The 22,433-nt window shown below is 75.0% G+C and carries 22 protein-coding genes; 13 read left to right on the plus strand and 9 right to left on the minus strand.

All coding sequences use genetic code 11. From position 1 onward, the window contains the following. Positions 1–16: 16 nt before the first annotated feature. On the plus strand, positions 17–721 hold the full coding sequence (locus HL054_RS20585) for a hypothetical protein (protein ID WP_369140969.1): 705 nt from the start codon (positions 17–19) through the stop codon (positions 719–721). Positions 722–727: 6 nt separating this feature from the next. Here HL054_RS20585 and HL054_RS20590 read toward each other — a convergent pair whose 3' ends face one another. From HL054_RS20590 to HL054_RS20610, 5 genes are read right to left on the minus strand one after another with little or no spacing between them, the layout of a single operon-like run. Continuing rightward, positions 728–1,180 (minus strand): nucleoside deaminase, encoded by a 453-nt coding sequence (locus tag HL054_RS20590; RefSeq protein WP_369140970.1) that lies wholly within the window; start codon positions 1,178–1,180, stop codon positions 728–730. Between the two features lie 26 nt (positions 1,181–1,206). Continuing rightward, on the minus strand, positions 1,207–2,106 hold the full coding sequence (locus HL054_RS20595; protein ID WP_369140972.1) for an ABC transporter permease: 900 nt from the start codon (positions 2,104–2,106) through the stop codon (positions 1,207–1,209). A 3-nt stretch (positions 2,107–2,109) separates the two neighbouring features. After that, positions 2,110–3,183, minus strand: a complete 1,074-nt coding sequence (locus HL054_RS20600; protein ID WP_369140974.1) for an ABC transporter permease — start codon at positions 3,181–3,183, stop codon at positions 2,110–2,112. After that, the gene (locus HL054_RS20605) at positions 3,180–4,805 is read right to left on the minus strand and encodes an ABC transporter ATP-binding protein (RefSeq protein WP_369140975.1); all 1,626 of its coding nucleotides are present in this window, start codon (positions 4,803–4,805) and stop codon (positions 3,180–3,182) included. The genes HL054_RS20600 and HL054_RS20605 overlap by 4 nt, the downstream gene beginning before the upstream one ends. Next, entirely contained in the window at positions 4,802–5,893 is a 1,092-nt protein-coding gene (locus HL054_RS20610; protein WP_369140976.1) for a BMP family protein, read from the minus strand. Before HL054_RS20610 ends, HL054_RS20605 begins: the two co-directional genes overlap by 4 nt. Positions 5,894–6,021: 128 nt before the next feature. Between HL054_RS20610 and HL054_RS20615 the strand changes: the two genes are divergently transcribed. The 4 genes from HL054_RS20615 (at position 6,022) to HL054_RS20630 (ending at position 10,390) form a co-directional block, all read left to right on the plus strand. Then, complete coding sequence (locus tag HL054_RS20615) at positions 6,022–7,557, plus strand: PucR family transcriptional regulator (RefSeq protein WP_369140977.1); 1,536 nt, start codon at positions 6,022–6,024, stop codon at positions 7,555–7,557. Positions 7,558–7,685: 128 nt separating this feature from the next. Continuing rightward, the gene (locus HL054_RS20620; RefSeq protein WP_369140978.1) at positions 7,686–8,660 is read left to right on the plus strand and encodes an ABC transporter substrate-binding protein; all 975 of its coding nucleotides are present in this window, start codon (positions 7,686–7,688) and stop codon (positions 8,658–8,660) included. Positions 8,661–8,719: 59 nt separating this feature from the next. Then, positions 8,720–9,586 carry an ABC transporter permease gene (locus HL054_RS20625; RefSeq protein WP_369140979.1) on the plus strand — a complete coding sequence of 289 codons (867 nt, stop codon included), beginning with the start codon at positions 8,720–8,722 and terminating at the stop codon, positions 9,584–9,586. A 9-nt stretch (positions 9,587–9,595) separates the two neighbouring features. Further along, a complete protein-coding gene (locus HL054_RS20630) occupies positions 9,596–10,390 on the plus strand; it encodes an ABC transporter ATP-binding protein (protein WP_369140980.1) in 795 nt (264 codons plus the stop codon). Between the two features lie 6 nt (positions 10,391–10,396). On the opposite strand, the gene HL054_RS20635 is transcribed toward HL054_RS20630, so the two are convergent. Then, positions 10,397–11,410, minus strand: coding sequence for an LLM class flavin-dependent oxidoreductase (locus HL054_RS20635; RefSeq protein WP_369140981.1), 1,014 nt, complete (start codon positions 11,408–11,410; stop codon positions 10,397–10,399). Positions 11,411–11,505: 95 nt separating this feature from the next. Here HL054_RS20635 and HL054_RS20640 point away from each other — a divergent pair, with 95 nt between their 5' ends. Both HL054_RS20640 and HL054_RS20645 read left to right on the plus strand, forming a co-directional pair. Beyond that, positions 11,506–11,736, plus strand: coding sequence for a hypothetical protein (locus HL054_RS20640; RefSeq protein WP_369140982.1), 231 nt, complete (start codon positions 11,506–11,508; stop codon positions 11,734–11,736). Positions 11,737–11,841: 105 nt separating this feature from the next. Beyond that, positions 11,842–12,675 (plus strand): VOC family protein, encoded by an 834-nt coding sequence (locus HL054_RS20645; RefSeq protein WP_369140983.1) that lies wholly within the window; start codon positions 11,842–11,844, stop codon positions 12,673–12,675. 82 nt (positions 12,676–12,757) lie between these two features. Here HL054_RS20645 and HL054_RS20650 read toward each other — a convergent pair whose 3' ends face one another. The 3 genes from HL054_RS20650 to HL054_RS20660 all read right to left on the minus strand — a co-directional run bounded on the left by HL054_RS20650 (position 12,758) and on the right by HL054_RS20660 (position 15,832). After that, positions 12,758–13,648 carry a hypothetical protein gene (locus HL054_RS20650; protein WP_369140984.1) on the minus strand — a complete coding sequence of 297 codons (891 nt, stop codon included), beginning with the start codon at positions 13,646–13,648 and terminating at the stop codon, positions 12,758–12,760. Positions 13,649–13,721: 73 nt separating this feature from the next. After that, positions 13,722–15,218, minus strand: coding sequence for a DUF4407 domain-containing protein (locus HL054_RS20655; RefSeq protein ID WP_369140985.1), 1,497 nt, complete (start codon positions 15,216–15,218; stop codon positions 13,722–13,724). A gap of 83 nt (positions 15,219–15,301) precedes the next feature. Continuing rightward, complete coding sequence (locus HL054_RS20660) at positions 15,302–15,832, minus strand: NUDIX hydrolase family protein (protein WP_369140986.1); 531 nt, start codon at positions 15,830–15,832, stop codon at positions 15,302–15,304. 112 nt (positions 15,833–15,944) lie between these two features. Here HL054_RS20660 and HL054_RS20665 point away from each other — a divergent pair, with 112 nt between their 5' ends. The 6 genes from HL054_RS20665 (at position 15,945) to HL054_RS20690 (ending at position 22,394) form a co-directional block, all read left to right on the plus strand. Next, positions 15,945–16,808 carry a dioxygenase family protein gene (locus HL054_RS20665; protein ID WP_369140987.1) on the plus strand — a complete coding sequence of 288 codons (864 nt, stop codon included), beginning with the start codon at positions 15,945–15,947 and terminating at the stop codon, positions 16,806–16,808. Between the two features lie 241 nt (positions 16,809–17,049). After that, positions 17,050–17,463 (plus strand): excalibur calcium-binding domain-containing protein, encoded by a 414-nt coding sequence (locus HL054_RS20670; RefSeq protein WP_369140988.1) that lies wholly within the window; start codon positions 17,050–17,052, stop codon positions 17,461–17,463. Positions 17,464–17,538: 75 nt separating this feature from the next. After that, positions 17,539–18,351: a class F sortase gene (locus HL054_RS20675; protein WP_369140989.1), complete on the plus strand. Its 813-nt coding sequence runs from the start codon at positions 17,539–17,541 to the stop codon at positions 18,349–18,351. A 170-nt stretch (positions 18,352–18,521) separates the two neighbouring features. Continuing rightward, complete coding sequence (locus tag HL054_RS20680) at positions 18,522–19,145, plus strand: hypothetical protein (protein ID WP_369140990.1); 624 nt, start codon at positions 18,522–18,524, stop codon at positions 19,143–19,145. A 117-nt stretch (positions 19,146–19,262) separates the two neighbouring features. Then, positions 19,263–20,720, plus strand: a complete 1,458-nt coding sequence (locus tag HL054_RS20685) for a serine/threonine-protein kinase (RefSeq protein WP_369140991.1) — start codon at positions 19,263–19,265, stop codon at positions 20,718–20,720. Between the two features lie 60 nt (positions 20,721–20,780). After that, positions 20,781–22,394, plus strand: a complete 1,614-nt coding sequence (locus HL054_RS20690; RefSeq protein ID WP_369140992.1) for a protein kinase domain-containing protein — start codon at positions 20,781–20,783, stop codon at positions 22,392–22,394. Positions 22,395–22,433: the final 39 nt, after the last annotated feature.

Here is a 22,433-nt window from a genome sequence, read left to right on the forward strand (position 1 = left end):
CTCTAGTATTCACGTCATGACGCGGGCCGGCGCGCAGAAGTCCCCCGAGCGGTGGCTGCTGACCTCCGCCGGGCACGAGCACTCCGTCGAGATCGCCGAGGCCGGGCTCCGCCGCCGGATCGGCTGGACCGTCGACGGCACCGCGGTCGCGACCACGACCACCAGCGACGAGCGGGTCGTGCTCGACGGCGGTGCGCACGGCGCGGTCGGCGTCCGGCTGCCCGCCTTCACCGGGCCCGCGCGACGGGTCACCTGGTGGTCCCCCGACGCCGAGCTGGGCGCGGTCGCCGCGGCGCACACCGGACTGGGCGGCACCGACCTCGACCCGGAACCGGGCTCGAAGGCCGCCGCGCGGGAGGCGTGGATCCGCGCGCATCCCGACCTGCACGCGGCCCGGCGCACCGGGGCCGCCGTCCTCGGCGTGCTGCTGCCGATCGTGGCGCTGTGGCTGCTGACCCGGGTCGACGTCCCGTGGCCGGACCTCGACCTGCCGGCCATCCCCTGGCCGGACTGGGACCTGCCGGCCGTCCCGTGGCCCGACCTGTCGATCCCCTGGCCGGACTGGGACCTGCCCGAGCTGCCCGCGTGGGTCCGCGAGGTGCTCGACAAGGCCAAGTACGTCGTCCCGGTGCTGATCGCCTTCGCCCTGGCCCGCGGCGAGGTGCGGCGGCGCCGGGCGCAGGACGAGCGCAAGCAGGCCGCGGAGCGCGAGGACGACTGACCCGGGTCAGGGCTCGCCGATGTCCTCGTTCCAGAGCTCGGGCGCGCGGGCGATGAACTCCTCCATCAACCCGATGCACTCGGCGTCGTCGAGCACCACGACGTCGACCCCCCGCGCGCGCAGCAGGTCCTCCCCGCCGTAGAACGTGCGGTTCTCGCCGATCACCACCCGCGGGATCTTGTACAGCAGGATCGCCCCGGTGCACATGTCGCACGGCGACAGCGTGGTGACCATCGTGGCCCGGGCGTAGACCGCCGCGGGCAGCCGGCCGGCGTTCTCCAGGCAGTCGGTCTCGCCGTGCCGGATGGCGCTGCCCTGCTGCACCCGCCGGTTGTGCCCGACGGCGACCACCTCCCCGTCGACGACGAGCGCGGCACCGATCGGCACCCCGCCCTCGTCGCGGCCCTTCCGGGCCTCGGCGACGGCGTGGGCGAGCAGGTCGACGGGGGTGGACGACATGGCAGACCTCCAGGGGGACGTGGGGTTCAGGCCCGGCGGTACGCGGTCAGGTACGACCCCGGGTAGCGCACCCCGCGGCCACGGACGGCCAGCGCGGCGATGACGACGAGGTAGGGCAGGGCGATCAGCAGCTCGTTGGGGACCGAGCCGAACGCGGGGGTGATGGCCAGCTGCAGCTGCAGGGCGTCGAACAGGCCGAACAGCAGCGCGCCCAGCACCACCGGCACCACCTTCCAGCGGCCGAAGATGACCAGGGCGATGCAGATCCACCCGCGGCCGCTGACGATGTCCAGGGTGAAGGTGCCCAGCAGCGACAGGGTGAGGAACGACCCGCCCAGCGCCATCAGCGCCCCCCCGACGACCAGCGCCGTCCACCGGGTGCGGGCCACCGAGATGCCGGCGGTGTCGGCGGCCTCCGGGTTCTCCCCGACCGCGGTCAGCCGCAGCCCGGCCCCGGTCGACCGCAGCACCCACCACACGGCAGGGGCCAGCAGCAGGAAGCCGACGTAGGTCATCGGGTACTGCGCGAGGACGCCGCCGCCGGAGAACAGCCGGTCGAACTTCGCGGTCACCGTCTGCTGGCCGCCGCCGAACAGCTGCCGGTTGGTGAAGTCGCAGGCGGCGACCAGCAGCAGGGTGGTGCCGATGCCGGCGACGTGCTGGTTGACCCCGAGCGTCACGGTCAGCAGCGCCATCAGCGCACCGGCGAGCGCGCCGGCGACCACCGCCGCCAGCGTCGCCACGGCCAGCGAGCCGGTGCGCGCCGCGACGAGGAAGCCGACGAACGCGCCGGCGTACAGGGTGCCCTCGATGCCGAGGTTGAGGACGCCGGTCCGCTCGCCGAGCAGCGCGCCGAGCGCGCCGACCACCAGCGGGGTGGCGATGGTCAGGGTGGCGGCGAGCACCGCGATCACGGGGAAGTCCACGGCTCAGCCCTCCACCGGTCGCGGCGTCCGGGGTGTGCCCCGGACCAGCCGGAAGTGCCGGACCGACAGCGCGGCCACCACCGTCAGCAGCAGCACCGAGGTGAGCACCCCGCCCATCTGGCTGGGCAGCTGCAGGGCGATCGAGGCGCCCTGCGCCCCGACCTGGACGTCGCCCAGCAGCAGCGCGACGGCCAGCACCCCGACCGCGGACAGCCCGCCCAGGGTGGCCACGACGACGCCGGTGTAGCCGTACCCGGCGGCCAGGCTGCCGGTCAGCTGGTGCTGCACGCCGAGCACCTGGGACGCACCGCCGAGGCCGGCCAGCCCACCGGAGACCAGCGCGCTGCGCCACTGCAGCAGCCCGACCGGGACGCCGGAGAACTCCGCCGCCGCCGGGGACTGCCCGGCCGCCCGCAGCCGCACGCCCAGTGGGGTGGCCCGCAGGACGACAGCCGTGACGGCGACCAGCACCAGCCCGACCAGCAGCCCGGCGTGCACCCGGCTGCCGAACAGCGCCGGCAGCCGGAAGCCCTCGCCGAAGGTCGCCGAGTCGGGGAAGCCGGTGTCCGGGTTGCGCCACGGCCCGTTGAGCAGGCCCTGCAGCAGCAGCACCGCGACCGGGTTGAGCAGCAGGGTGGTGACCACCTCGTCGATGCCGGCCCGGCGGCGCAGGAAGGCCGGCAGGAACGCCCACGCCGCTCCGCCCAGCGCACCGCCGACCAGCGCCAGCGGCAGCGCGGCGCCGGCGGGCAGGTCCGGCAGCGCCAGCGCCACCGCGGTGGTCGCCATCGCCCCGGCGAGGAACTGCCCCTCGGCGCCGATGTTGTAGTAGCCGACCCGGAAGGCGACGGCCACGGCCAGGCCGGTGAACAGCAGCGGGGTGGCGGCCAGCAGCACCTCGGCGATGCCGTTGCCGGTGGTCAGCGGGGTGACCACGTACCGCTCGAACGCCGAGACCGGCGCCGCGCCGGCCAGCCGGATCGGCCCGGCGGTCAGCGCGAGCGTGGCCAGCACGGCGAGGCCCACGGCGGCCGGGGCCAGCCAGCGCGGCTCGCGGGAGCGCAGCACGAACCTCATGCCGCCCGCTCCCCCGAGCCGGTCATCAGCACGCCCAGCGCCTCGCGGGTGGCGTCAGCGGCGGCGACCTCGCCGACCAGCCGGCCACCGGAGAGCACCACGACCCTGTCGGCGATGCCGATCAGCTCGTCGAGGTCCTCGGACACCAGCAGCACCCCGCTGCCGGCGTCGCGCAGCGCGCGCAGCTGGGCGTAGACGTACTGGCAGGCGCCGACGTCCAGGCCGCGGGTGGGCTGCGAGGCGACCAGCACCGTGGGGTCGCGCTCGATGGCCCGGGCCAGCAGCACCTTCTGCATGTTGCCGCCGGACAGCGACCGGATCGGGTCGCCGGGGGCGGCCCGGATGTCGAAGCGCTCGATCAGCGCCTGCGCGTGCGCCCGGACCCGGCGGCGGCTGAGGAACGGCCCGGTGCGGAACCGGTCCAGGTCCTCCACCACCAGGTTCTGCTCCACGCTCATGCCGAGCACGACGCTGCCCCGGCGGTCCTCGGTCAGCCGGCCCAGCCCGGCCCGCAGCCGCGCGGCGACGTCCAGGCCGGTGACCTCGGCGCCGCCGACGTGCACCGTGCCGGCGGTGGGCGGCGTGGTGCCGCACAGCAACGCGACCAGCTCGGTCTGGCCGTTGCCGGACACCCCGGCCACGCCCACGATCTCGCCCGCGCGCACGGTCAGCGAGACGTCGTCCACCCGCGGCCGGGGGTCGCCGGCCAGAGTGAGCCCGCTGACCTCGAGGGCGGCGGGCCGGTCGGGTCGCGCGACTGCCTCGGCGGTCGGTGCCGATGCTGCGCCGTCCAAGCCGACGGCGGTGGCCAGGGCCTCGTCGTCGACGCGGTCCGGCAGCGCCGCGTCGTCGGCTGACTCCGGAGCACCGACCATCAGGGCGGCGATCGCGACCGGGTCCAGCCCCTCGGCCGGCAGGTCGGCCACCAGCCGGCCGCGCCGCAGGACGCCGATCCGGTCGGCGAGGTCGACCACCTCGTGCAGCTTGTGCGAGATGAACACGACCGCCAGGCCCTGCGCGGTCAGCCGCCGGATGGAGGCGAACAGCAGATCGACGTCGACCGGGACCAGCACCGCGGTGGGCTCGTCGAGCACCAGCAGCCGGCAGTCGCCCAGCAGCGCCTTGAGGATCTCCACCCGCTGGCGCTCCCCCACCGACAGCCGCTCGACGACGGCGTCCGGGTCGACCGGCACGCCCAGCCGCTCGGACGCCGCCAGCACCCGTTCGCGGGCCGCCTTCCGGTCCACCCGGCCCAGCGGCGAGCCGGCCAGCATCAGGTTCTCGGTGACCGTCATCGGCCCGACCAGGGTGAACTCCTGCGTCACCATGCCGATCCCGGCGGCCAGCGCGTCGGCCGGCGAGGTCATCGTCACCGGCTCCCCGGCGATCCGGATCTCCCCGGCGTCGGCCCGGCTGAGCCCGTAGAGGATGCGGGTGAGCGTGCTCTTGCCCGCGCCGTTCTCCCCGAGCAGCGCCAGCACCTGGCCGGCGTCCACGGACAGGTCGATCGCGTCGTTGGCCAGCAGCGACCCGAACCGCTTGGTGATGCCCCGCAGCTCGACCAGCGGAGCCGCCCGGGGCGGGGACACCTCCCCGCCCGGGGCGACGGCCGCCGGGGTCACTCCCCGACCGTGGTCGAGCCGGCCGGCTCGTCCTCGTCCACCGGGGTGGTGAAGTTGCCGTCCATGATGGCCGCCTGCCGCTCCTCGACCTGGGCGATCAGCTCGGCCGGGATCGGGAACGCCGTGCCCGTGTTGATCGGCGCCAGCGAGCTGCCGCCGTTGACCATGAAGGAGTACTCGGCCAGGTTCGAGGCCTCGTAGCTGCCGTCCTCGACCGCGGCCACCACCGCCTCGATGGTCGGGCGCATGTCCCACACCAGCGAGGACACCACGTGCTCGGGGGCCTGCTCCTGCTGGTCGACCATCATCCCGAACACCGGCAGCCCGTTCTCCTCGGCGGCGGCGATCACCCCGTCGCGCTCGGCGAACAGCACGTCGGCCCCGCCGGCGATGGCCGCCTCGGCGGCCTGCTTGGCCGTCGCCGGGTCGAAGAAGGAGTTGATGAAGGAGACGGTGACCGTGGCGGCCGGGTTGACCTCCTGCGCGCCGGCGGTGAAGGCGTTGACGATCCGGTTGACCTCGGGGATGGGCATCGCGCCCACGACGCCGATGGTGCCGGTCTTCGTCAGCCCGCCGGCGAGCATCCCGGACAGGTAGGCAGGGTCCTGCAGCCAGTTGTCGAAGACGCTGAAGTTGGGCGCCTGCTCCGCACCGCCCGAGCCGAAGGCGAACGCCGTGTCGGGGAACTCCGCGGCGACCTCGCGCACCGCCTCCTCCGCCGCGAACGCGTCGCCGACGATGATGTCCGGGTCCTCGGTGGCGATGATGTCGCGCAGGGCCCGCTCCATCTCGTCCGCGGTGCCCAGGTCGTCGACGTGCTGGTAGGTGATCTCGCCGTCCTCCGCGACGTCGGTCAGCGCCGCGTGGATGGCGCCGTCCCAGGGCTCCTCCAGCGGGGTCGCGAACGCGCCGAAGACCGAGATGGTGTCCTCGTCCGTCGAGGACGCCGAGCCGCCGTCCTCCTCGCCGGTGGTGCCACCGCAGGCGGCGAGCACCAGGGCGGACACCGCGAGGCCGGCGACCAGCCCCGGCCGCGCCCGGCCCGTACGTCGGCCGGCGGACTGCTGCGTGCTGGACATCGAGGGCATGGGCCCTCCCTCCCTGTGGCGACCCGGGCGGTCGGCTGGCGAGGACGCTAGGCCTGCGGTGCGGTCGGCCCAAGAGACGGAGCGTCGTCACCACCGTGTTAAGGCTGGACGCTCTGTACGGTGCGCGCGTGCCGTTCACCCTGCGCGACCTGCTGGCCCTGCCGGCGGTGCAGGGCGCCCGCCCGGAGCTGGCCGGGCACCGGGACGGGCTCGACGAGCGCGTCGTCCGCTGGGTCCACACCAGCGAGATCCAGGACATCGCCCCGCTGCTCAAGGGCGGGGAGGCGCTGCTCACCACGGGCCTGGGGCTGGTCGCGCTGCCCCCCGAGGCGCACCGCGCCTACGCCGCCGCGCTCGCCCGGGTGGGGGTGACGGCGCTGCTGCTGGAGCTGGGCCGCAGCTTCCCCACCGCACCGCCGGCCCTGCTCGACGAGGCCGCCCGGGTCGGGCTCCCGGTGGTGCTGCTGCACGGCGTGGTGCCCTTCATCGAGGTGACCGAGGCCGCCCACGCCGCGATCCTCGAGCAGGAGGTCACCGCGCTGCGGGAGGTCGCCGAGCAGCGCAACCGGCTGCTGCAGGCCATGGCCGAGAGCCCCGGCGTCGTCGGGCTGGTCGGCGCCTGCGCGCAGCTGAGCGGCCAGCCGGCCAGCCTGGTCACCGCGGACGGCGAGCTGGTCGCCGGGTCCGCGGTGCCCGAGGGCTGCGCCGGCGACGGCGTGGACGTCCTCGTCGGCGGGCGGATCTGGGGCCGGCTCACCCTGCACGGCCCGGCCGGCCCGCGCACCGCGGCCCTGGTCGAGGCGGCCGGCCCGCTGGTCGCGCTGGAGGTGCAGCGGTCGCCGTCGGGCACCAGCAGTCGCCGGCTGTCCGCGGCCCAGCTCCTCACCGACCTGATGACCGGCCGGTACCCCACGACCGGCGACCTGGCGTCGCGGGCGCTGGGCGTCGGCTTCGTCGTCCGGCCGGGGCACGCCGTCGTCGGGTGCGTGGTGCGGCCGCGGTCGCACCGGTCGGCGCTGCCGGGGTGGCTGCAGACGGTGCAGGAGCGCTCCGCCCGGCACCTCCCCGCCACGATGGTGGCTGAGCGGGACGGGCACGTGCTGCTCGCCGCCGCCGTGCCGAGGGCGGGAGCCCGCCGCCAGCTGGCGGCCCTCACCGCCGACCTCAACGCCCGGCTGGGCGCCATGGGCGGCGTGCTGGTGTGCGCCGGGCCGCTGGTCGACGACGTCCCGGCGCTCGCCGGGTCGCTCCAGTCGGCGCTGGACACCTCCGATCTCGCGGTGCGCATCGCGACGGCGTCGGACCTGGTGCTCTCGGAGGACGTCGCGCTGTACCAGCTGCTGCTGACCATGGTGGACGACGCGGCCCTGGAGCGGTTCACCCTGGCGCAGCTGGGCCCGCTGCTCCAGCACGACGCCCGGACCGGCGCGGGCCTGGTGATGACGCTGGACACCCTGTTCGTGGCCGGCATGAGCAAGAGCCGGGCGGCGGACATGCTCGGCATCCGGCGGCAGACGCTCTACGGGCGGGTCGAGCGGATGTCGCAGCTGCTGGGCGGGGTGGACCTGGAGCAGCGCGAGGTGCGGACCGCGCTCGACCTGGCGCTGCTGTGCTGGCGGTTGCGGCTCAACGGCGGGTCCGGCAGCGGGAGCCCGCAGCGCTGAGCCCGGCAGGTCACGGCGAGGTCACTTCACGGGCTCGTTACAGCGCGGACACGGGCGGCACCCAGGCGGTCTGTTGAGTCCCCTCCGGCGACACCCAGCGCGCCGCACCGCCGCCCCGAGGAGACCCGTTGAGCCCCACCGCCGTCCGCCGTGCGATCGCCGGCACCGCCGTCGCCGCGACCGTCCTCTCCCTCGCCGCCTGCGGCTCCGACTCCTCCGAGGCGGGGGCGTCGGGCGGGAGCGAGGAGACGCAGACGGTCACCGTCGGCACGCTGCGCGGCCAGCCGCACTTCTACGCACCGTTCCTCTACGAGGAGAACGCGGTCGACGGCGTGGAGTTCGAGGTCGTCACCCTGGACAGCACCCCGGCGCTGACCGACGCGGTCTCCTCCGGCACCGTCGACTTCGCCATCACCGGCGTCACCGCGACGATCTCCGGCATCAGCCAGGACCGCGACCTGACCATCGTCGCCTCGGCCGCGGACGGCGGCTCCGGCTTCATCGGCGGGGACGACGTCGACACCGTCGCCGACCTGGCCGGCAAGAAGGTCGGCTACATCCAGGGCAGCGCGCCGGAGGTGGCGATGCGGCTGATCCTGGCCGAGAACGACGTCGACCCGAGCAGCCTCGAGCTGGTCGCCGTCCCGCCGCCGGAGATGGCCTCGGCGTTCAACAGCGGCTCGATCGACGCCTTCTTCGGCACCGAGATCGCCGTCTCGCTGGCCACCGCGGCCGGCGGCCACTCGATCACCGACCCGTACGACACCCCGATCGGCAAGGTGAACATCGGCCTGGTCACCACCGGCTCGCTGGCCGCCGACGACCCGGAACTGGTGCAGAAGGTGGTCGACACGCACGCGGCGACCACCGCGTACATGACCGACAACGTCGACGAGTGGCTGCCGGAGATGGTGCAGGAGTTCGGCGGAGACCAGGCCGTGCTCGAGTCGGCGCTGGAGAACTTCTGGCTGCGCTCGGACCTGAGCGGTGAGTACCAGGGCCAGGTCGAGGCGCTCGCCACCGCGATGGTCGACCTCGGCCTCATCGACACCGCGCCGACCGCCGACGAGCTCGTCGACGCGTCCTTCGCCCCCGAGTCCTGATCGCCGCCGGGGCGCCGGCGCGGACCGCGCCGGCGCCCTCCTCCCGGGAGGAACGCCCCATGACCACCGCCACCGTGCCCGTCGCGGCCGCCGTCCCCACGGCGCCCGCCACCCCGGGACGACGGGGCCGCGGCCGGCTGCGCACCGTGCTGCTCGGCCTGCCGGTCCCGCTGCTGTTCCTGCTGCTGTGGCACCTGGGCCGGGAGAACGCCTGGGAGCTGCCCTTCGGCATCCGGATGGGCTTCCTCCCCTACCCCGCCGACGTCGCCCGCGGGCTGGCGAACTACGCCGTGGGCACGCGGGACGACGCCTTCAGCAACCTGCTCTGGGAGGACCTGCCGGCCAGCGCGCTGCGGGTGCTGTCCGGGTTCGCGCTGGCCACCGCGGTCGCCGTCCCGCTGGGGGTGCTGATGGGCCGCTCCCGCACCGTCAACGCGCTGTTCGACCCCATGATCAACCTGTTCCGGCCGATCCCGGCGACCGCCTGGGTGCCGCTGGTCGCGCTGCTCATCGGCTACGGCGACCAGGCGTCGATCTTCCTCATCACCCTGTCGGCGTTCTTCCCGATCGTGCTCGGCACCATCAGCGGCGCCCGGCAGGTGCCCGAGCGGCTGCTGGAGGCGGCCCGGATGCTGGGCACCTCCGGCGTCGGCACGCTGCTGCGCGTCGTCCTGCCGGCGGCGGCCCCGGCCATCGTCAACGGCATGCGGGTGGGCCTGGGCCTGTCCTGGGTGATCCTCGTGCTCAGCGAGACCACCGGGGTGCCGACCGGGCTCGGCTCGACCATCTTCCTGGCCCGCGACGTCGTCCAGACCGACCAGATCGTCGTCGGGATGATCTGCATCGCCGTCGCCGGCTTCCTCTCCGACCGGCTGCTGATGCTGGTCTTCCGCGTCCTGTTCCGCGACCGACCGCTGATCAAGTAGGAGCCCACCATGTCAGTCACGACCACGGAGCACCTGGCGGCCGGCCGCACCGCCGACGTCCGGGTCGCCGGGCTCAGCAAGACCTACGACGGCGGGGTCACCGCGATGGCCGACGTCGACCTGACCATCGCCTCCGGCGAGTTCGTCGCCGTGGTCGGCGCCAGCGGCTGCGGCAAGAGCACGCTGCTGCGCATCCTGGCCGGCTTCGAGCAGCCCTCGGGCGGCGTCGTCGAGGTCGGCGGGACGGCGGTGACCGGGCCGGGCCCAGACCGCGGCGTCGTCTTCCAGGACTACGGCCTGTTCCCGTGGCTGTCGGTGCGGGAGAACGTCGCCTACGGGCCCTCGCGGAAGAAGCTGCCCAAGGCCGAGGTCGCGGCGGTCACCGACCGGTTCATCGCCGCGGTCGGGCTCACCCGGTTCGCCGGCAGGTACCCGGCCCAGCTGTCCGGCGGGATGCAGCAGCGGGTAGCGATCGCCCGGGTGCTGGCCAACGACCCGTCGCTGCTGCTGATGGACGAGCCGTTCGGGGCACTGGACGCGCTCACCCGCGCCGACCTGCAGGCCGAGCTCCGGCGGATCCACGTGGAGACCCGGACGACGGTCGTGTTCGTGACGCACTCGATCGAGGAGGCGGTGTTCCTCGCCGACCGGGTGGTCGTGATGACCGGCGGCGCCTCGCACGGGGTGCCCGGGCACATCAGCCGGATCGTGCCGGTGGAGCTAGCCGACCGCGACGTCACCTCGCCGGCCTTCAACGCGGTGAAGCGGGAGATCGCCGAGCTCGTGCACACCGTGCCGGTCTGAGCGGCCTCAGGCGGTGGGCGACCAGCCCAGCGCCGGGCCGAGGTGCTGGGCGGTGTCGGTGAGGATCTGCACGTAGTCGTCGTGCTCGAAGCTGAACGGCAGCGCGAACACCACCTCGGTGACCTCACGGAAGCCGGCGTGGGCGTACAGCTGTTCGGCGATCTGCTCCGACGACCCGATCAGGTCCCGCGCGAACAGCATCCGGGCCGGGCCCTGCGGTGCGGCGGTCCGCGGCGTGCGGGCGTCGACGTAGGCCTGGTACCGGGCGACCTGCTCCGGCGACGCCGAGTCGGTCGGGATGACGACCAGCCCCTGCGACACCCGGCCGGTGGGGTTGGCCGCGCGGAACGCCTGCACCTGCGCGGCCTGCTGGGTGGCGAAGTCCTCGTCGGTGTCGGCCTTCAGCACGCTGGAGGTCAGGAAGTGCATCCCGTTCTCCCCCGCCCACTGCGCCGACCGCAGCGACGCCCCGCCGTACCAGAGCCGGTCGGCCAGCCCCGGCGAGTGCGGCTGCACCCGGTCGGACCACTCCTCGACCACGCCCTCCTTGCCGCGGAACGACGACGCCGGCTCCCCGGCGACCAGCCGCCGCAGCCGGGCGACCCGCTCGTAGGAGAAGTCCTCGACGTCGGCGGTGTCCGGGTAGAGCGCGGCCTTGACGTCGTCCCAGTGCATCGGCTGGCCGACGCTGACGCCCGGGTTCAGCCGGCCGCCGCTCAGCACGTCGACGGTGGCCAGGTCCTCGGCCAGCCGCAGCGGGTTCTCCCACGCCAGCGGGGTCACCGCGGTGCCCAGCGCGATCCGCGACGTCCGCTGGGTGGCCGCGGCCAGGACGGCGACCGGCGAGCTGATGCCGTACTGCAGGTGCCGGTGCCGCAGCCAGGCGCTGTCGAAGCCGAGCCGCTCGCCCAGCTCGATCACCTGCAGCGTCGACTCGATGCCCGGCCCCGGGTCGTCCCCGTCGAACAACCCGATGGTCAGGAACCCGAGCTCTTCCAGCGGCACCCCAGGCAGCGGCATGCCGCGATCATCCCTCGGCGTGACCGGTGGGGTGCGTGAGGTGCCGAACCAGCGCTCCGGTCACCCTCGCCTGGCGGCCCGCCGAGAACGAGACCATGAGGTCTCGCAAAGGTTCGAACGACGAGATGCCGGCCGACGACGGCGGGCTGTCCGACTGGCTGCACGACCTGACCGAGGGCGCGGGCACCGCCCGCCAGCTGCGACATCGGCTCGCCGCCGACTCGGCGGAGCCGGCGGAGGCGTGCTGTCCCGCCTGTGACGGCGCCGCGACCGGCAAGCACTACTTCGGCCTCGGCGGCCAGCTGCGCGGGCGCCGCAGCGCCTGACCCCGCGCCCCCGGTCGGGCGAGGCGCGTCCTGTCAGCCCCCAGGCGTAGGACGTCCTCGAGGTCGCCGCGGCCCGCGGCCGACCGATCCCGAGACGGAGGCGCCATGACCAGACAGCGGACCTACCCCCACGGCGTGACCTGCTGGATCGACAGCGAGCAGCCCGACCTCGACGCAGCCGCCCGCTTCTACGCCGGGCTCTTCGGCTGGACGCTGACCGACGCCGTGCCACCGGACGCGCCCGCGCCCTACCTGATCGCCACCCTCGACGGGCAGGACGTCGCAGCGCTCGGGCCGGCGACCGGCAGCACGGCGACGTGGAACACCTACGTCGCCGTGGACGACGTCGACGCCACCGCGGCCGTGGTCGCCGACGCGGGCGGAGCGGTCGTCGCCGCACCCTGGGAGGCCGGCCCGGGCGGCCGGGCGGCCGGCTGCACCGACCCCGTCGGAGCGCCCTTCCGGCTGTGGCAGGCCCGCCGTCGGCTCGGGGCCCAGCTCGTCAACGCCCCCGGCGCCTGGAACTTCAGCGACCTGCACACCCCCGACCGCGACGACGCGATGGCGTTCTACACCCGCCTCTTCGGCTGGGTCGCCGCAGAGCTGGGGCAGGGTTCCGGGACGTTGCTCCGTGTCCCCGGGTACGGCGACCACCTCGCCGCGACGTCCGATCCCGGCATCCACGAGCGGCAGGCCATGGCACCGCCCGGGTTCGCCGACGTGATCGGCGGGCTGCTCGTCCTGCCCCCCGACGAACCGGCGCACTGGCACGTCACCTTCTCGGTGGCCGACCGCGACGACAGCGCGGCCACCGCCGAACGCCTGGGCGCCACGGTGCTCCGGTCGACCGACGACCGGTGGACCCGGAACGCCCTGCTGCGCGACCCGCAGGGCGCGGAGTTCACCGTCAGCCAGTTCACCCCGCCCGACGACTGGTGACACCTGGCTCGGGCACCGGCGGCGGCCGGTGGAACGCGACGGGGGACCGCAGCAGTGCTGCGGTCCCCCGGGGCGTACGCCGCTACTTGCCGGCGACGGACTTCACGCACTGGCCCTGGTTGCGGAAACCGGGGTCGAGGGTCTTCCAGCCGCCGTCCTTGCAGTCGTCGGCGACCAGCGGGGGCACGAACCGGTCACCCGAGCGCTGGTCCCAGGCCGTCATGCCGTTGTTGGCCGCGCTCAGCGCCGCCATGCTCGGGTAGCGGCCGGCGTCGGTGCCCGCGAAGACGACGAAGCCCCACTCGCTGCGCTGGTCCGGGTCGCCCGCCCGGTTGCCGGTGAACGCGAAGGCGGCGTTGTCGACCAGGAAGTCGCCCTTGGTGTCGTACAGGGTGTTGCCGGTGATCACGCCGCGGCCGTTCGGGTTGAGGTACGCGCCGGACCGCACCGAGTGGACCGTGTTGCCGCTGACCGTGAGGCCGCTGATGCCGCCCGCGGTGACGAACCCGCGGTTGGTGACCCAGGTCGACATCGCCCCGGCCTGCTCGGGCCCGGAGATCGTGGTGCCCGACAGCGTGACCCCGTCGGCCGCGAGGTAGACGAACTCCGCGGCCTTGGCCGTGTCGCTGGTGATCGTCAGCCCGGACAGCGTGGCGCCGGCCCCGGTGATCGAGAACGTGACCGCCGACGCGGTCTGGGTGACGGTCGCGCCGGGCGCCCCGGTCACGGTGACGTCCTTCGCGATCGTCGTGGTCCCGGCGACGCTGACGTCCCCCACCACCCGCACGGTGTCCCCGTCGACGGCGGCGTCGAGGGCAGCCTGGATCGTGGTGTGGTCACAGGTGCCGGCGGCCGGGGCGCAGACGGTCGTCGTCCGGGCCGTGTCGGCCAGGGCCGGGGAGGCCAGGCCGCCGAGGGCGATGGCGCCCACGGTCAGCGTGCTGGCCAGGAGGCTGGTGCGTGCGGGCTTCATGGATGTGGGTCCCCGTGGATCGGTGGTGCGTGGGTGCTCCGGGACGTCGTCCCGGAGATGTCGGTGCGGCCGGTCAGCGGTTCTCGGGCAGCGGCAGCAGCAGCTCGGCGGCCGGGCGCGGAACGGGCACGGCCGACGTCCCGAAGACGCCCACCGCGGACGGGGCGATCATCATGGCCTCGAGCTCGCCGGTGTCCAGCGTCGGCTCGATGACCTCGGACTCGGCCGGCCGGCCCGGGACGACGGAGCGCAGCGCCCGGGCGAACCGGCCGCGACGGGCCTGACGGCGGGCCTCCCGGCGGGCCGCCTCCTCGCGGGCCGCGGCCTCGCGCTCGATGATCTCCCGCGCCATCCGGTCGGTCTCCGCGGCGACCACCAGGTCGGCCCGGGCCTGCACGGCGCGCTGGCGGCCGTCGCGGCGGATGGTCTCCGCCGCCACGTCCTCGTCGTCGCGCATCTTCTCGAGCTTGTCGTACGACGTCGGCTCGGAGAAGTTGACCAGCGTCTTCATCAGGATCGGCAGCAGCTCGACGGACAGGAAGAGCAGGAACAGCATCAGGTGCGCGGTGCCGGCGGCGGGCCGGTCCTCGGCGAGCCGGTCCATCGCCTCCAGCCGGGCGAGCAGCCCGTCGGACTCGGAGTTCTGCGCCTCGAACGCGGCCACCTCGGCGGCCCGGGACGACGTCAGCGCGGCCAGCGCGGCCTGGTCGGTGGCCAGGTCGGCCTCGGCCATCGACACGCTGCGGGCGCCGTTGCTGGCGGCGTCGGAGCCGGCCGCCGTCCGGGCGTCGAGCAGGGTGCCCTCGGCGTCGTCCAGCTGCGCCTTGGCGTCGGCGACGACGGACGCCTGCTGCGCGGCTGCGGCCGCGGCGGTCTGGTAGGCGTCGCCCGGGCCGGCCTCGCCGGAGCCGCACGAGCCGTCCAGCTCGCACTGCGCCTTGGCCTGCATCTCACGGTAGGTGGCCTGGGCGGCGTCGTAGGCGGTCTGCTTCGCGTCGCGGTCGGCGGTCGCGGCGGTCACCCGCGGGTCGGCGTTGGGGTCGGTCGCCCCGCCGCCGGCGAGCACGGCCTGCGCGGTCGCGATCCGCTCCTGCAGCGCCGGCATCTGCGCGTACCGGGCATCGGCGTCCAGCTCGGTGGTGAACTCGTCCGCCGCCTCGGCCTGCAGCGTCACGATCGTCGCGTCGATCTCCTTGTCGAACACCTGCAGCGTCAGCGGGGTGGAGATGACCGTGCCGAGCAGGACGGCCAGGGCGATCCGCGGCACCGCCATGGCGACGTTGCGCACCACCGAGGAGTCGTGCGCCATGCCGACCAGCAGCATCCGGTCCAGGTTGACGATCACCAGGCCCCAGCCGATGCCGATGACGAGCGCGACGGCCCACGGGGCGCCGAGCGCCATGTGGACGGCGAACGCGGCCGACACCGCGGCCAGCGCACCGGTGCTCAGCAGCACACCGCCGAGCGCCACGTGCTTGGCACGTGACCCCGGCGCGACCTGGAGCACGTCGAGCCGGGCACCGGCCAGCTCGGCCAGGCGGTCACCGATGGATCGTTTGCGGGCCCTCATGCAGATGACGTCCTCTCCCGGATCTGTTCAGATCCGGTATCGGTCGTCCACCGCCCGGTCGGTACCCCCGGGCGGCTGTGAACTCAGACGCCGAGCGAGGCGAGCGCCTGCAGCAGCAGCGTGCTCTGCCCGTTGGCCAGCTCGGCCAGCACCGCCGGCTCGCGGGCCTCGTCCGGGGTGAACCAGGTCAGCTCCAGCGCGTCCTGCTGCGGCGCGCAGTCGCCCTCGACCGGCACGACGTAGGCCAGCGACACCGCGTGCTGCCGTGGGTCGTGGAACGGCGTGACGCCCGGGGTCGGGAAGTACTCGGCGATCGTGAACGGCTGCGGCGACGGCGGCACCCGGGGCAGCGCGAGCGGGCCGAGGTCCTTCTCCAGGTTGCGCAGCAGCGCCGAGCGCACCCGCTCGTGGTAGAGCACCCGGCCGGACACCAGCGCCCGCTTGACCTGGCCGTCCGAGCCGATCCGCAGCAGCAGCCCGACGGCCGTCACCGTCCCCGTCTCGTCCACCCGCACCGGCACCGCGTCCACGTAGAGGATCGGCAGCCGCTCGCGGGCGGCGTCCATCTCCTCGCGGGAGAGCCAGCCGGCATCAGAGACGTTCACGTCGGTCATGCCCACTGTCTAGCCGATGCCCCGGGCCGCCGCGGCCGGGAGCCGTCGTGGTCGTCGTCACCGTGCCGCGCAGGTACTTGAGCTTTCAAGGAAAGGCGGTACGGTCGAGGACATGGCCCCGCACCCGTTCCTGACCCACCTCGAGCACCACGCGGCCCTCGAGACGGCGCAGCCGCAACGGGTCTGGACGCCGGAGGACGGCGCGCTGCCCAGCCTCTACCTGAGCCACGGGGCCCCGCCCACGTTCGAGGACGCCGCCTGGATGACCGAGCTGCACACCTGGGCCCGAACGCTCCCCAAGCCCCGCGCGGTCCTGATCGTGAGCGCGCACTGGGAGTCCGCACCGCTGTCGATCAGCAGCACCCGGGCCGGCACCGAGCTGGTGTACGACTTCGGCGGCTTCGACCCGATGTACTACCGGATGCGCTACGACACCCCGTCCGCCGCCGCGCTCGCCCAGCTGGTGAAGTCGGTGCTGCCGGACGGCGAGGAGCTGCACGAGCACCGCAGCCGCGGCCTCGACCACGGCGCCTGGGTGCCGCTGAAGGTGATGTACCCCGACGCCGACGTCCCGGTGCTGCAGCTGTCGATGCCCACCCACGACGCCGCGACGCTGATCGGCCTGGGCACCCGGCTGCGGACGCTGCGCGAGCACGGCGTGCTGGTCGTCGGCAGCGGCTTCATGACCCACGGGCTGCCGTTCCTGACCCGGGAGATGTTCCTGGGCAACGTCGTCCCCGAGTGGTCCCGCGACTTCGACGACTGGGCCGCCGACGCCCTGGCCCGCGGCGACGTCGACGAGCTGGCCCGGTTCCGCACGGCCGCGCCCGGGATGCCCTACGCGCACCCGACCGTGGAGCACTTCACGCCGCTGTTCGTGACGCTCGGTGCGGCCAGCGACCCGGAGGCGCCGGTGGTCACCGCCGTCAACGGCTACGCGATGGGCCTGTCCAAGCGCTCCTTCCAGGCCGCCTGACCGCACCCCCGATGGCGAACATGGCCATCTCCGCCCCGGATCCACCGGCGAAGATGGCCATCTCCGGCGGCGGTGGGGCCTCGGACGACGATCTGACGCGCTCCGCCCGGCCTGCCACAAGGGCCACACCTGACGGAAATGTGGCGGCACCGTATCGGAACACGCCCGTCTGCCTGCGACCTGCGCGTTCGGTACTGGATGAGTCTTGGGTCACCACCCGCCCTCTCGTCCAGGAGTCAACATGCGTGTCCGTAGCACCGCCGCCGCGAGCGTCCTCATCGGCGCCGCCCTGTCCTTCGGTTTCACCGGCACCGCCAACGCCGCCGACCTCGACTGCAGCGACTTCGCCAGCCAGGCGCAGGCGCAGGCCGCCTACGACGCGACGCCGGGCGACCCCAACCGCCTCGACCAGGACGGCGACGGCATCGCGTGCGAGACCCTGCCCGGAGCGGCCGGGACCCAGTCGGTCAGCGAGGACAGCACGGTCCTCGGCGCCTCCCAGGTCTCGAACCGGCCGGCCGGGTCCGTCGCGGCCGGTGACGGCAGCGCGGCCGAGGGCGGCAGCGTGCTGCCCTACGTCCTCGGTGGCCTCGCCTTCGCCGGTGCCGGTGGCGCCGCCGTGGCCGCTCGTCGCAGCTCCCGCACCGCGGCCTGACCCGCCTCAGCCGTGCGGCACCGCGCACCCCTGGCCGGAGGTCCGGGTCTCGACGAGACCCGGACCTCCGGCCCGGTGCGCATCACCGGCGCCTATCCCCCGCCGCTGACGCCGCCGCACCGCCCCGACGACGTCGCCCTGCAGTGCTCCCGCGTCACCCGGTACGACCGGACCCGGCACCGGGCGGCCCGGCCACGGCCGGCGCGGGTCTGGGCCGGCACCTCGGTCGTCCTCGCCGCCGCCGGGGTCGCCGCCGTCGTGCTCGCACCGCCGGGCGAGCCCGCGTCGGCCCGCCGGGACGTGCCGGTCCTCGCGGCCGCCGCTCCGGCCACCGTCCCGTCCGCCGTCGCGTCCGCCGTCCCGTCCGCCGTCCCGACCGTCGTCCCGGCCGGCCCCGTCCCGGCCGCTGCCGCTCCGGCACCGGTCCTGCAGCTGGCGGCGAGCGAACCGGTGCGGGTGCGGATCCCGGCGCTGGAGGTCGACTCGGCGGTGATGGACCTCGGCCTCGAGCGCGACGGCTCCATGGAGGTCCCGCCCGGCGGCTTCCCGGCCGGCTGGTACGACGGCAGCCCCACCCCCGGCCAGCTCGGTCCCGCCGTCCTGGCCGGGCACGTCGACTGGGGCGGTGAGCCGGGTGTCTTCGCCGGCCTGCGCGACCTGCTGCCCGGCGACGAGGTGGCCGTCGAGCGCGCCGACGGCACCTCCGCCGTCTTCCGGGTCGACCGCGTCGAGGAGCACGCCAAGGATGACTTCCCCTCGGACGCGGTCTACGGCGACCTGCCCCACGCCGGCCTGCGGCTCATCACCTGCGGCGGCAGCTTCGACGAGGACGCCGGCGACTACCGGGACAACGTCATCGTCTTCGCCACCCTGGTCGCCGCCATCTGACCCGCGGTCCCGAAGATGGACATCTTCGGGCCGCTAGAGACCCCGAAGATGGCCATGTTCGGCGCTCGTCGGGAGAGCGCGGATCCGGACACCTTCCGATCGGCGGCCCGCGCGAGGACAGTCGTCGGTGCGGCGATGCCGCCGGGGCACCGCCAGGGAGGAGCACTGGCATGTACGCCAGGACCACCACCGTCCGGGGTGACCCGCGGGCCGTCGACGACGGCATCGCCCACGTCCGGGACACCGTCTGGCCCGCGCTGCAGCACATGAGCGGTTGCGTCGGGATGTCCATGCTCGCCGACCGGGGTGAGGGCCGGTGCATCGTCACCGCCGCCTGGGCCACCGACGAGGCGATGCGGGCGAGCACGGAGAGCGTGCGGGAGCTGCGCCGCGGGGCCGCCGAGGCGCTGCGGGCCGAGCTGGTCGAGGTCACCGAGTGGGAGATCTCCGCCCTGCACCGCGTGCACCCCGCCGGCGACGGCGCGTGCAGCCGCGTCATCTGGGCCGAGGGGGACGCCGCCGGGATGGACGACGTCGTCACCGCGTTCCGGATGAGCCTGCTGCCACGGATGGAACAGCTGCCGGGCTTCTGCAGCGTCAGCCTGATGACCGACCGGAACACCGGCAGGTCCACCGCGGCGGTCACCTACGAGAGCCGGTCGACCCTCGAGGCGTCGCGGGAGTCGGGCTCGGACATGCGCGAGGAGTTCGCGGAGGCGATGGGCGTGCGGATCAGCGAGGTCGGCGAGTTCGACCTGGTGCTGGCGCACCTGCGGGTGCCCGAGCTGGTCTGACCGACGCGGTTCCACCTCGATCGGGTGTGCCGGCTCGCCGGAGCGGCCCGCGCTTGGTGTGATGGTCACGCCGAGCCCGCCCCGCACCGCGAGCAGGGCACCCGACCGAGGAGCCGCATGCACCCCGACGTCCGGCTCGTCGGCGGTCGGTACGAGCTGACCGCGCTGATCGCCACCGGCGGCATGGGCCAGGTCTGGCAGGCCCGCGACCCCCTGCTCGGCCGGGACGTCGCCGTGAAGGTGCTGCGCAGCGAGTACACCGGCGACCCGACGTTCCTCACCCGGTTCCGCGGTGAGGCCCAGCTCGCCGCCGGCCTGGTGCACCCGCACATCGCCACGCTGTTCGACTACGGCGAGGTGCCGCCCGCCCGCCCGACCGACGAGCACCTCGCCTACCTGGTGATGGAGCTGGTCCGCGGCGAGTCGCTGTCCGGCCTGCTCCACCGCACGGTCACCCTCTCCCCCGAGCGCACCCTCGACGTCCTCCGGCAGTGCGCCGACGGGCTGGCCGCCGCGCACGCCGCCGGCGTCGTGCACCGCGACGTCAAGCCCGGCAACGTGCTGATCGGCACCGACGGCACGGTGAAGATCACCGACTTCGGGGTCGCCGTCTCCGGGTCGTCGGTGCCGCTCACCGGCACCGGCCAGGTCATGGGCACCCCGCACTACCTCTCCCCCGAACAGGCGGGCGGCGCCCGCGCCACCCCGGCCAGCGACGTCTACGCCCTCGGCGTCATCGGCTACCTCTGCCTCACCGGACGGCGGGTGTTCGAGGCGGAGAGCCCGCTGCAGGTGGCGCTGCTGCAGCTGCACGGCACCCCCGACCCCCTGCCGGACGACGTCCCCGCCCCGGTCCGCCGGCTGGTGGAGACCGCGCTGGTCAAGGACCCGGCCTCCCGCTTCCCCGACGGCGCCGCCTTCCGCGACGCCATCGACGACGTGCTCGCCGGTCGCCCGCTGCACCTCCCGGCGCCGACCGCGGCCATCCCGCTGCCGCCCGAGCCGGCGGTCGATCCGGATCGGCCCCCGCGGCGGCGCCGGCTGCTGGCGTCCGCGCTCACCGTGGCCGCCGCGGCGGCGGTGGCCGGCGGGCTGCTGCTGGCCGGTGGCGGTGGGGACGGCGAGGCGGCGGCCGGCACCACGGCGCCGAGCAGCACGCCGCCGCCCAGCACCGCCGCCCCGTCGCCACAGCTGGTCCGGCTGGCCACCGCCGACCACGTGGGCCGGCCGGTCGCCGAGGTGCAGGCCGAGCTGACCGCCCGCGGGCTGCTGGTCACCCTCCGGCCGCTGCAGACCGCCGACGTCCCCGACGGCGAGGTCATCGCCCTCGACCCGGCGGGCGACCTCGCCCCGGGAAGCCCGGTCACCGTCACCCACGCCGTCGCCCCGCCGGCACCCGCGCCCGCACCGGTCCCGGACACCGCGACGACCACGGTCACCGACCCCGGCACCGGGCAGGCCGACCAGCCGGCGACCCCGGCCGACCCCGACACCGGCAACCAGGGGAACGGCAACGGCAACGGCAACGGCAACGCCGGCGGCAACGGCAAGGGGAACGGCCGGGGCAACGGCTGACCCCGGCCGCCCGCGACCACGACGTCCCGCCCGGCTGGACGCGCGGGGCAGGATGAGCGGGTGCACCCGGACGGCCAGCTGATCGGTGGGCGCTACGCGCTCGACGAGCTCATCGCCAGCGGCGGGATGGGCCAGGTGTGGCGGGCCCACGACACGACGCTGAACCGGGACGTCGCGGTGAAGGTGCTGCGCAGCGAGCTCACCGCCGACCCGACCTTCCTGGCCCGGTTCCGCGCCGAGGCCCAGCACTCCGCCGGGCTCGTGCACCCGCACATCGCCACCCTGTTCGACTACGGCGAGGTCACCGGCCCGTCCGGCGACCGGCTCGCCTACCTGGTCATGGAGCTGGTGCGCGGCGAGTCGCTGTCCGCGCTGCTCCGCCGCGAGCGCCGGCTGCCCGCCGACCGCACCCTCGACGTCCTCCGGCAGAGCGCGGCCGGCCTGGGTGCGGCCCACGCGGCCGGCGTCGTGCACCGCGACGTCAAGCCCGGCAACGTGCTGCTGGGCCCGGACGGCTCGGTCAAGCTCACCGACTTCGGGGTGGCCGTCTCCGCCGCCAGCGTCCCGCTGACCCAGGCCGGCGAGGTCATCGGCACCGCCAACTACCTCTCCCCCGAGCAGGCTGAGGGCGGCCGCGCCACCCCCGCCAGCGACGTCTACGCGCTCGGGCTGGTCGGCTACGAGTGCCTCGCCGGGCACCGCGGCTTCGACGGCGGCACCCCTACCCAGATCGCGATGCGGCAGATCCGCGAGGTGCCGCCGCCGCTGCCGGCCGACGTCCCCGAGCCGGTCCGCCGGCTGGTCGAGCAGGCGACCGCCAAGGACCCGCGGCAGCGCTTCCCCGACGGCGCCGCCTTCCGCGCCGCGATCGACGACGTGCTGGCCGGACGCTCGATCGGCGCCGACCCGGCCACCGCGCGGACGTCGCTGATGCCCGCCGTCCGGGTGGCCCCGTCGGCCGCTGCCGCACCGCTGCCCGCCACCCGGGCCTTCGTCCTCCCGCCGGACGACGACGCGCACGACGACGAGGTGCACGACCTCGGCGAGCTGCGGGCCCTCGAGGACGACGAGCCCGAGCCCCGCCGCCGCTGGCCCTGGCTGGCGGCCGCGCTGGCGACCCTGCTGGTCGTCGGCGGCGGCACCGCCGGCTTCCTGCAGCTCGCCGCCGACCGCCCCGAGCAGCCCGCGGCGGCCCCGGCGACGTCGTCGTCCGCACCGCCGACCGTCCAGCTGGTCACCCTCACGCTGGCCGAGCTGGTCGGCCGGCCGGTGACGGAGGTGCAGGCCGAGCTGGTCGCCCAGCAGCTGCGGGTGGTGCTGCAGCCGCAGGAGACCGCGGACGCGCCCGCCGACACGGTGCTCACGGTGAACCCGGTCGGCGAGCTCACGCCGGGCGCCGTCGTCACCGTCGTCCACGCCGTCGCGCCCCCGCCGCCGCCCGCCCCCGCGCCGGAGCCGGCCCCGGCACCCACCCCCGCGGCGCCGTCGACGGACGGCGGGGACACCGGCGGGGACACCGGCGGGGACGACGGCGGCGACGACGGCGGGGACGACGGTGGCGGGGACGAGGACCCCGGGAACGACGAGGAGGACGGCGAGGACGACGGCGGGGACGGCGACGACGACCGCGGCGGGCGGGGCGACGGCCGCGGCGGGGGCCGGGGCGAGGGCTGACCCGGGTCACAGCCGACGGGTGTGTGGCACACCGCCGGG

Source organism: Modestobacter versicolor (genome assembly GCF_041028285.1).
Classification (GTDB): Bacteria; Actinomycetota; Actinomycetes; order Mycobacteriales; family Geodermatophilaceae; genus Modestobacter; species Modestobacter versicolor_A.

What these genes read in the sequence shown, in the direction of transcription:
- HL054_RS20585 (WP_369140969.1), top strand. Translation starts at nt 17, where the DNA reads ATGACGCGGGCCGGCGCGCAGAAGTCCCCCGAGCGGTGGCTGCTGACC.
- HL054_RS20670 (WP_369140988.1), top strand. Translation starts at nt 17,050, where the DNA reads ATGCGTGTCCGTAGCACCGCCGCCGCGAGCGTCCTCATCGGCGCCGCC.
- HL054_RS20650 (WP_369140984.1), bottom strand. Translation starts at nt 13,648, where the DNA reads ATGAAGCCCGCACGCACCAGCCTCCTGGCCAGCACGCTGACCGTGGGC.
- HL054_RS20660 (WP_369140986.1), bottom strand. Translation starts at nt 15,832, where the DNA reads ATGACCGACGTGAACGTCTCTGATGCCGGCTGGCTCTCCCGCGAGGAG.
- HL054_RS20630 (WP_369140980.1), top strand. Translation starts at nt 9,596, where the DNA reads ATGTCAGTCACGACCACGGAGCACCTGGCGGCCGGCCGCACCGCCGAC.
- HL054_RS20665 (WP_369140987.1), top strand. Translation starts at nt 15,945, where the DNA reads ATGGCCCCGCACCCGTTCCTGACCCACCTCGAGCACCACGCGGCCCTC.
- HL054_RS20685 (WP_369140991.1), top strand. Translation starts at nt 19,263, where the DNA reads ATGCACCCCGACGTCCGGCTCGTCGGCGGTCGGTACGAGCTGACCGCG.
- HL054_RS20610 (WP_369140976.1), bottom strand. Translation starts at nt 5,893, where the DNA reads ATGCCCTCGATGTCCAGCACGCAGCAGTCCGCCGGCCGACGTACGGGC.
- HL054_RS20680 (WP_369140990.1), top strand. Translation starts at nt 18,522, where the DNA reads ATGTACGCCAGGACCACCACCGTCCGGGGTGACCCGCGGGCCGTCGAC.
- HL054_RS20640 (WP_369140982.1), top strand. Translation starts at nt 11,506, where the DNA reads ATGAGGTCTCGCAAAGGTTCGAACGACGAGATGCCGGCCGACGACGGC.
- HL054_RS20600 (WP_369140974.1), bottom strand. Translation starts at nt 3,183, where the DNA reads ATGAGGTTCGTGCTGCGCTCCCGCGAGCCGCGCTGGCTGGCCCCGGCC.
- HL054_RS20625 (WP_369140979.1), top strand. Translation starts at nt 8,720, where the DNA reads ATGACCACCGCCACCGTGCCCGTCGCGGCCGCCGTCCCCACGGCGCCC.
- HL054_RS20590 (WP_369140970.1), bottom strand. Translation starts at nt 1,180, where the DNA reads ATGTCGTCCACCCCCGTCGACCTGCTCGCCCACGCCGTCGCCGAGGCC.
- HL054_RS20645 (WP_369140983.1), top strand. Translation starts at nt 11,842, where the DNA reads ATGACCAGACAGCGGACCTACCCCCACGGCGTGACCTGCTGGATCGAC.
- HL054_RS20635 (WP_369140981.1), bottom strand. Translation starts at nt 11,410, where the DNA reads ATGCCGCTGCCTGGGGTGCCGCTGGAAGAGCTCGGGTTCCTGACCATC.
- HL054_RS20655 (WP_369140985.1), bottom strand. Translation starts at nt 15,218, where the DNA reads ATGAGGGCCCGCAAACGATCCATCGGTGACCGCCTGGCCGAGCTGGCC.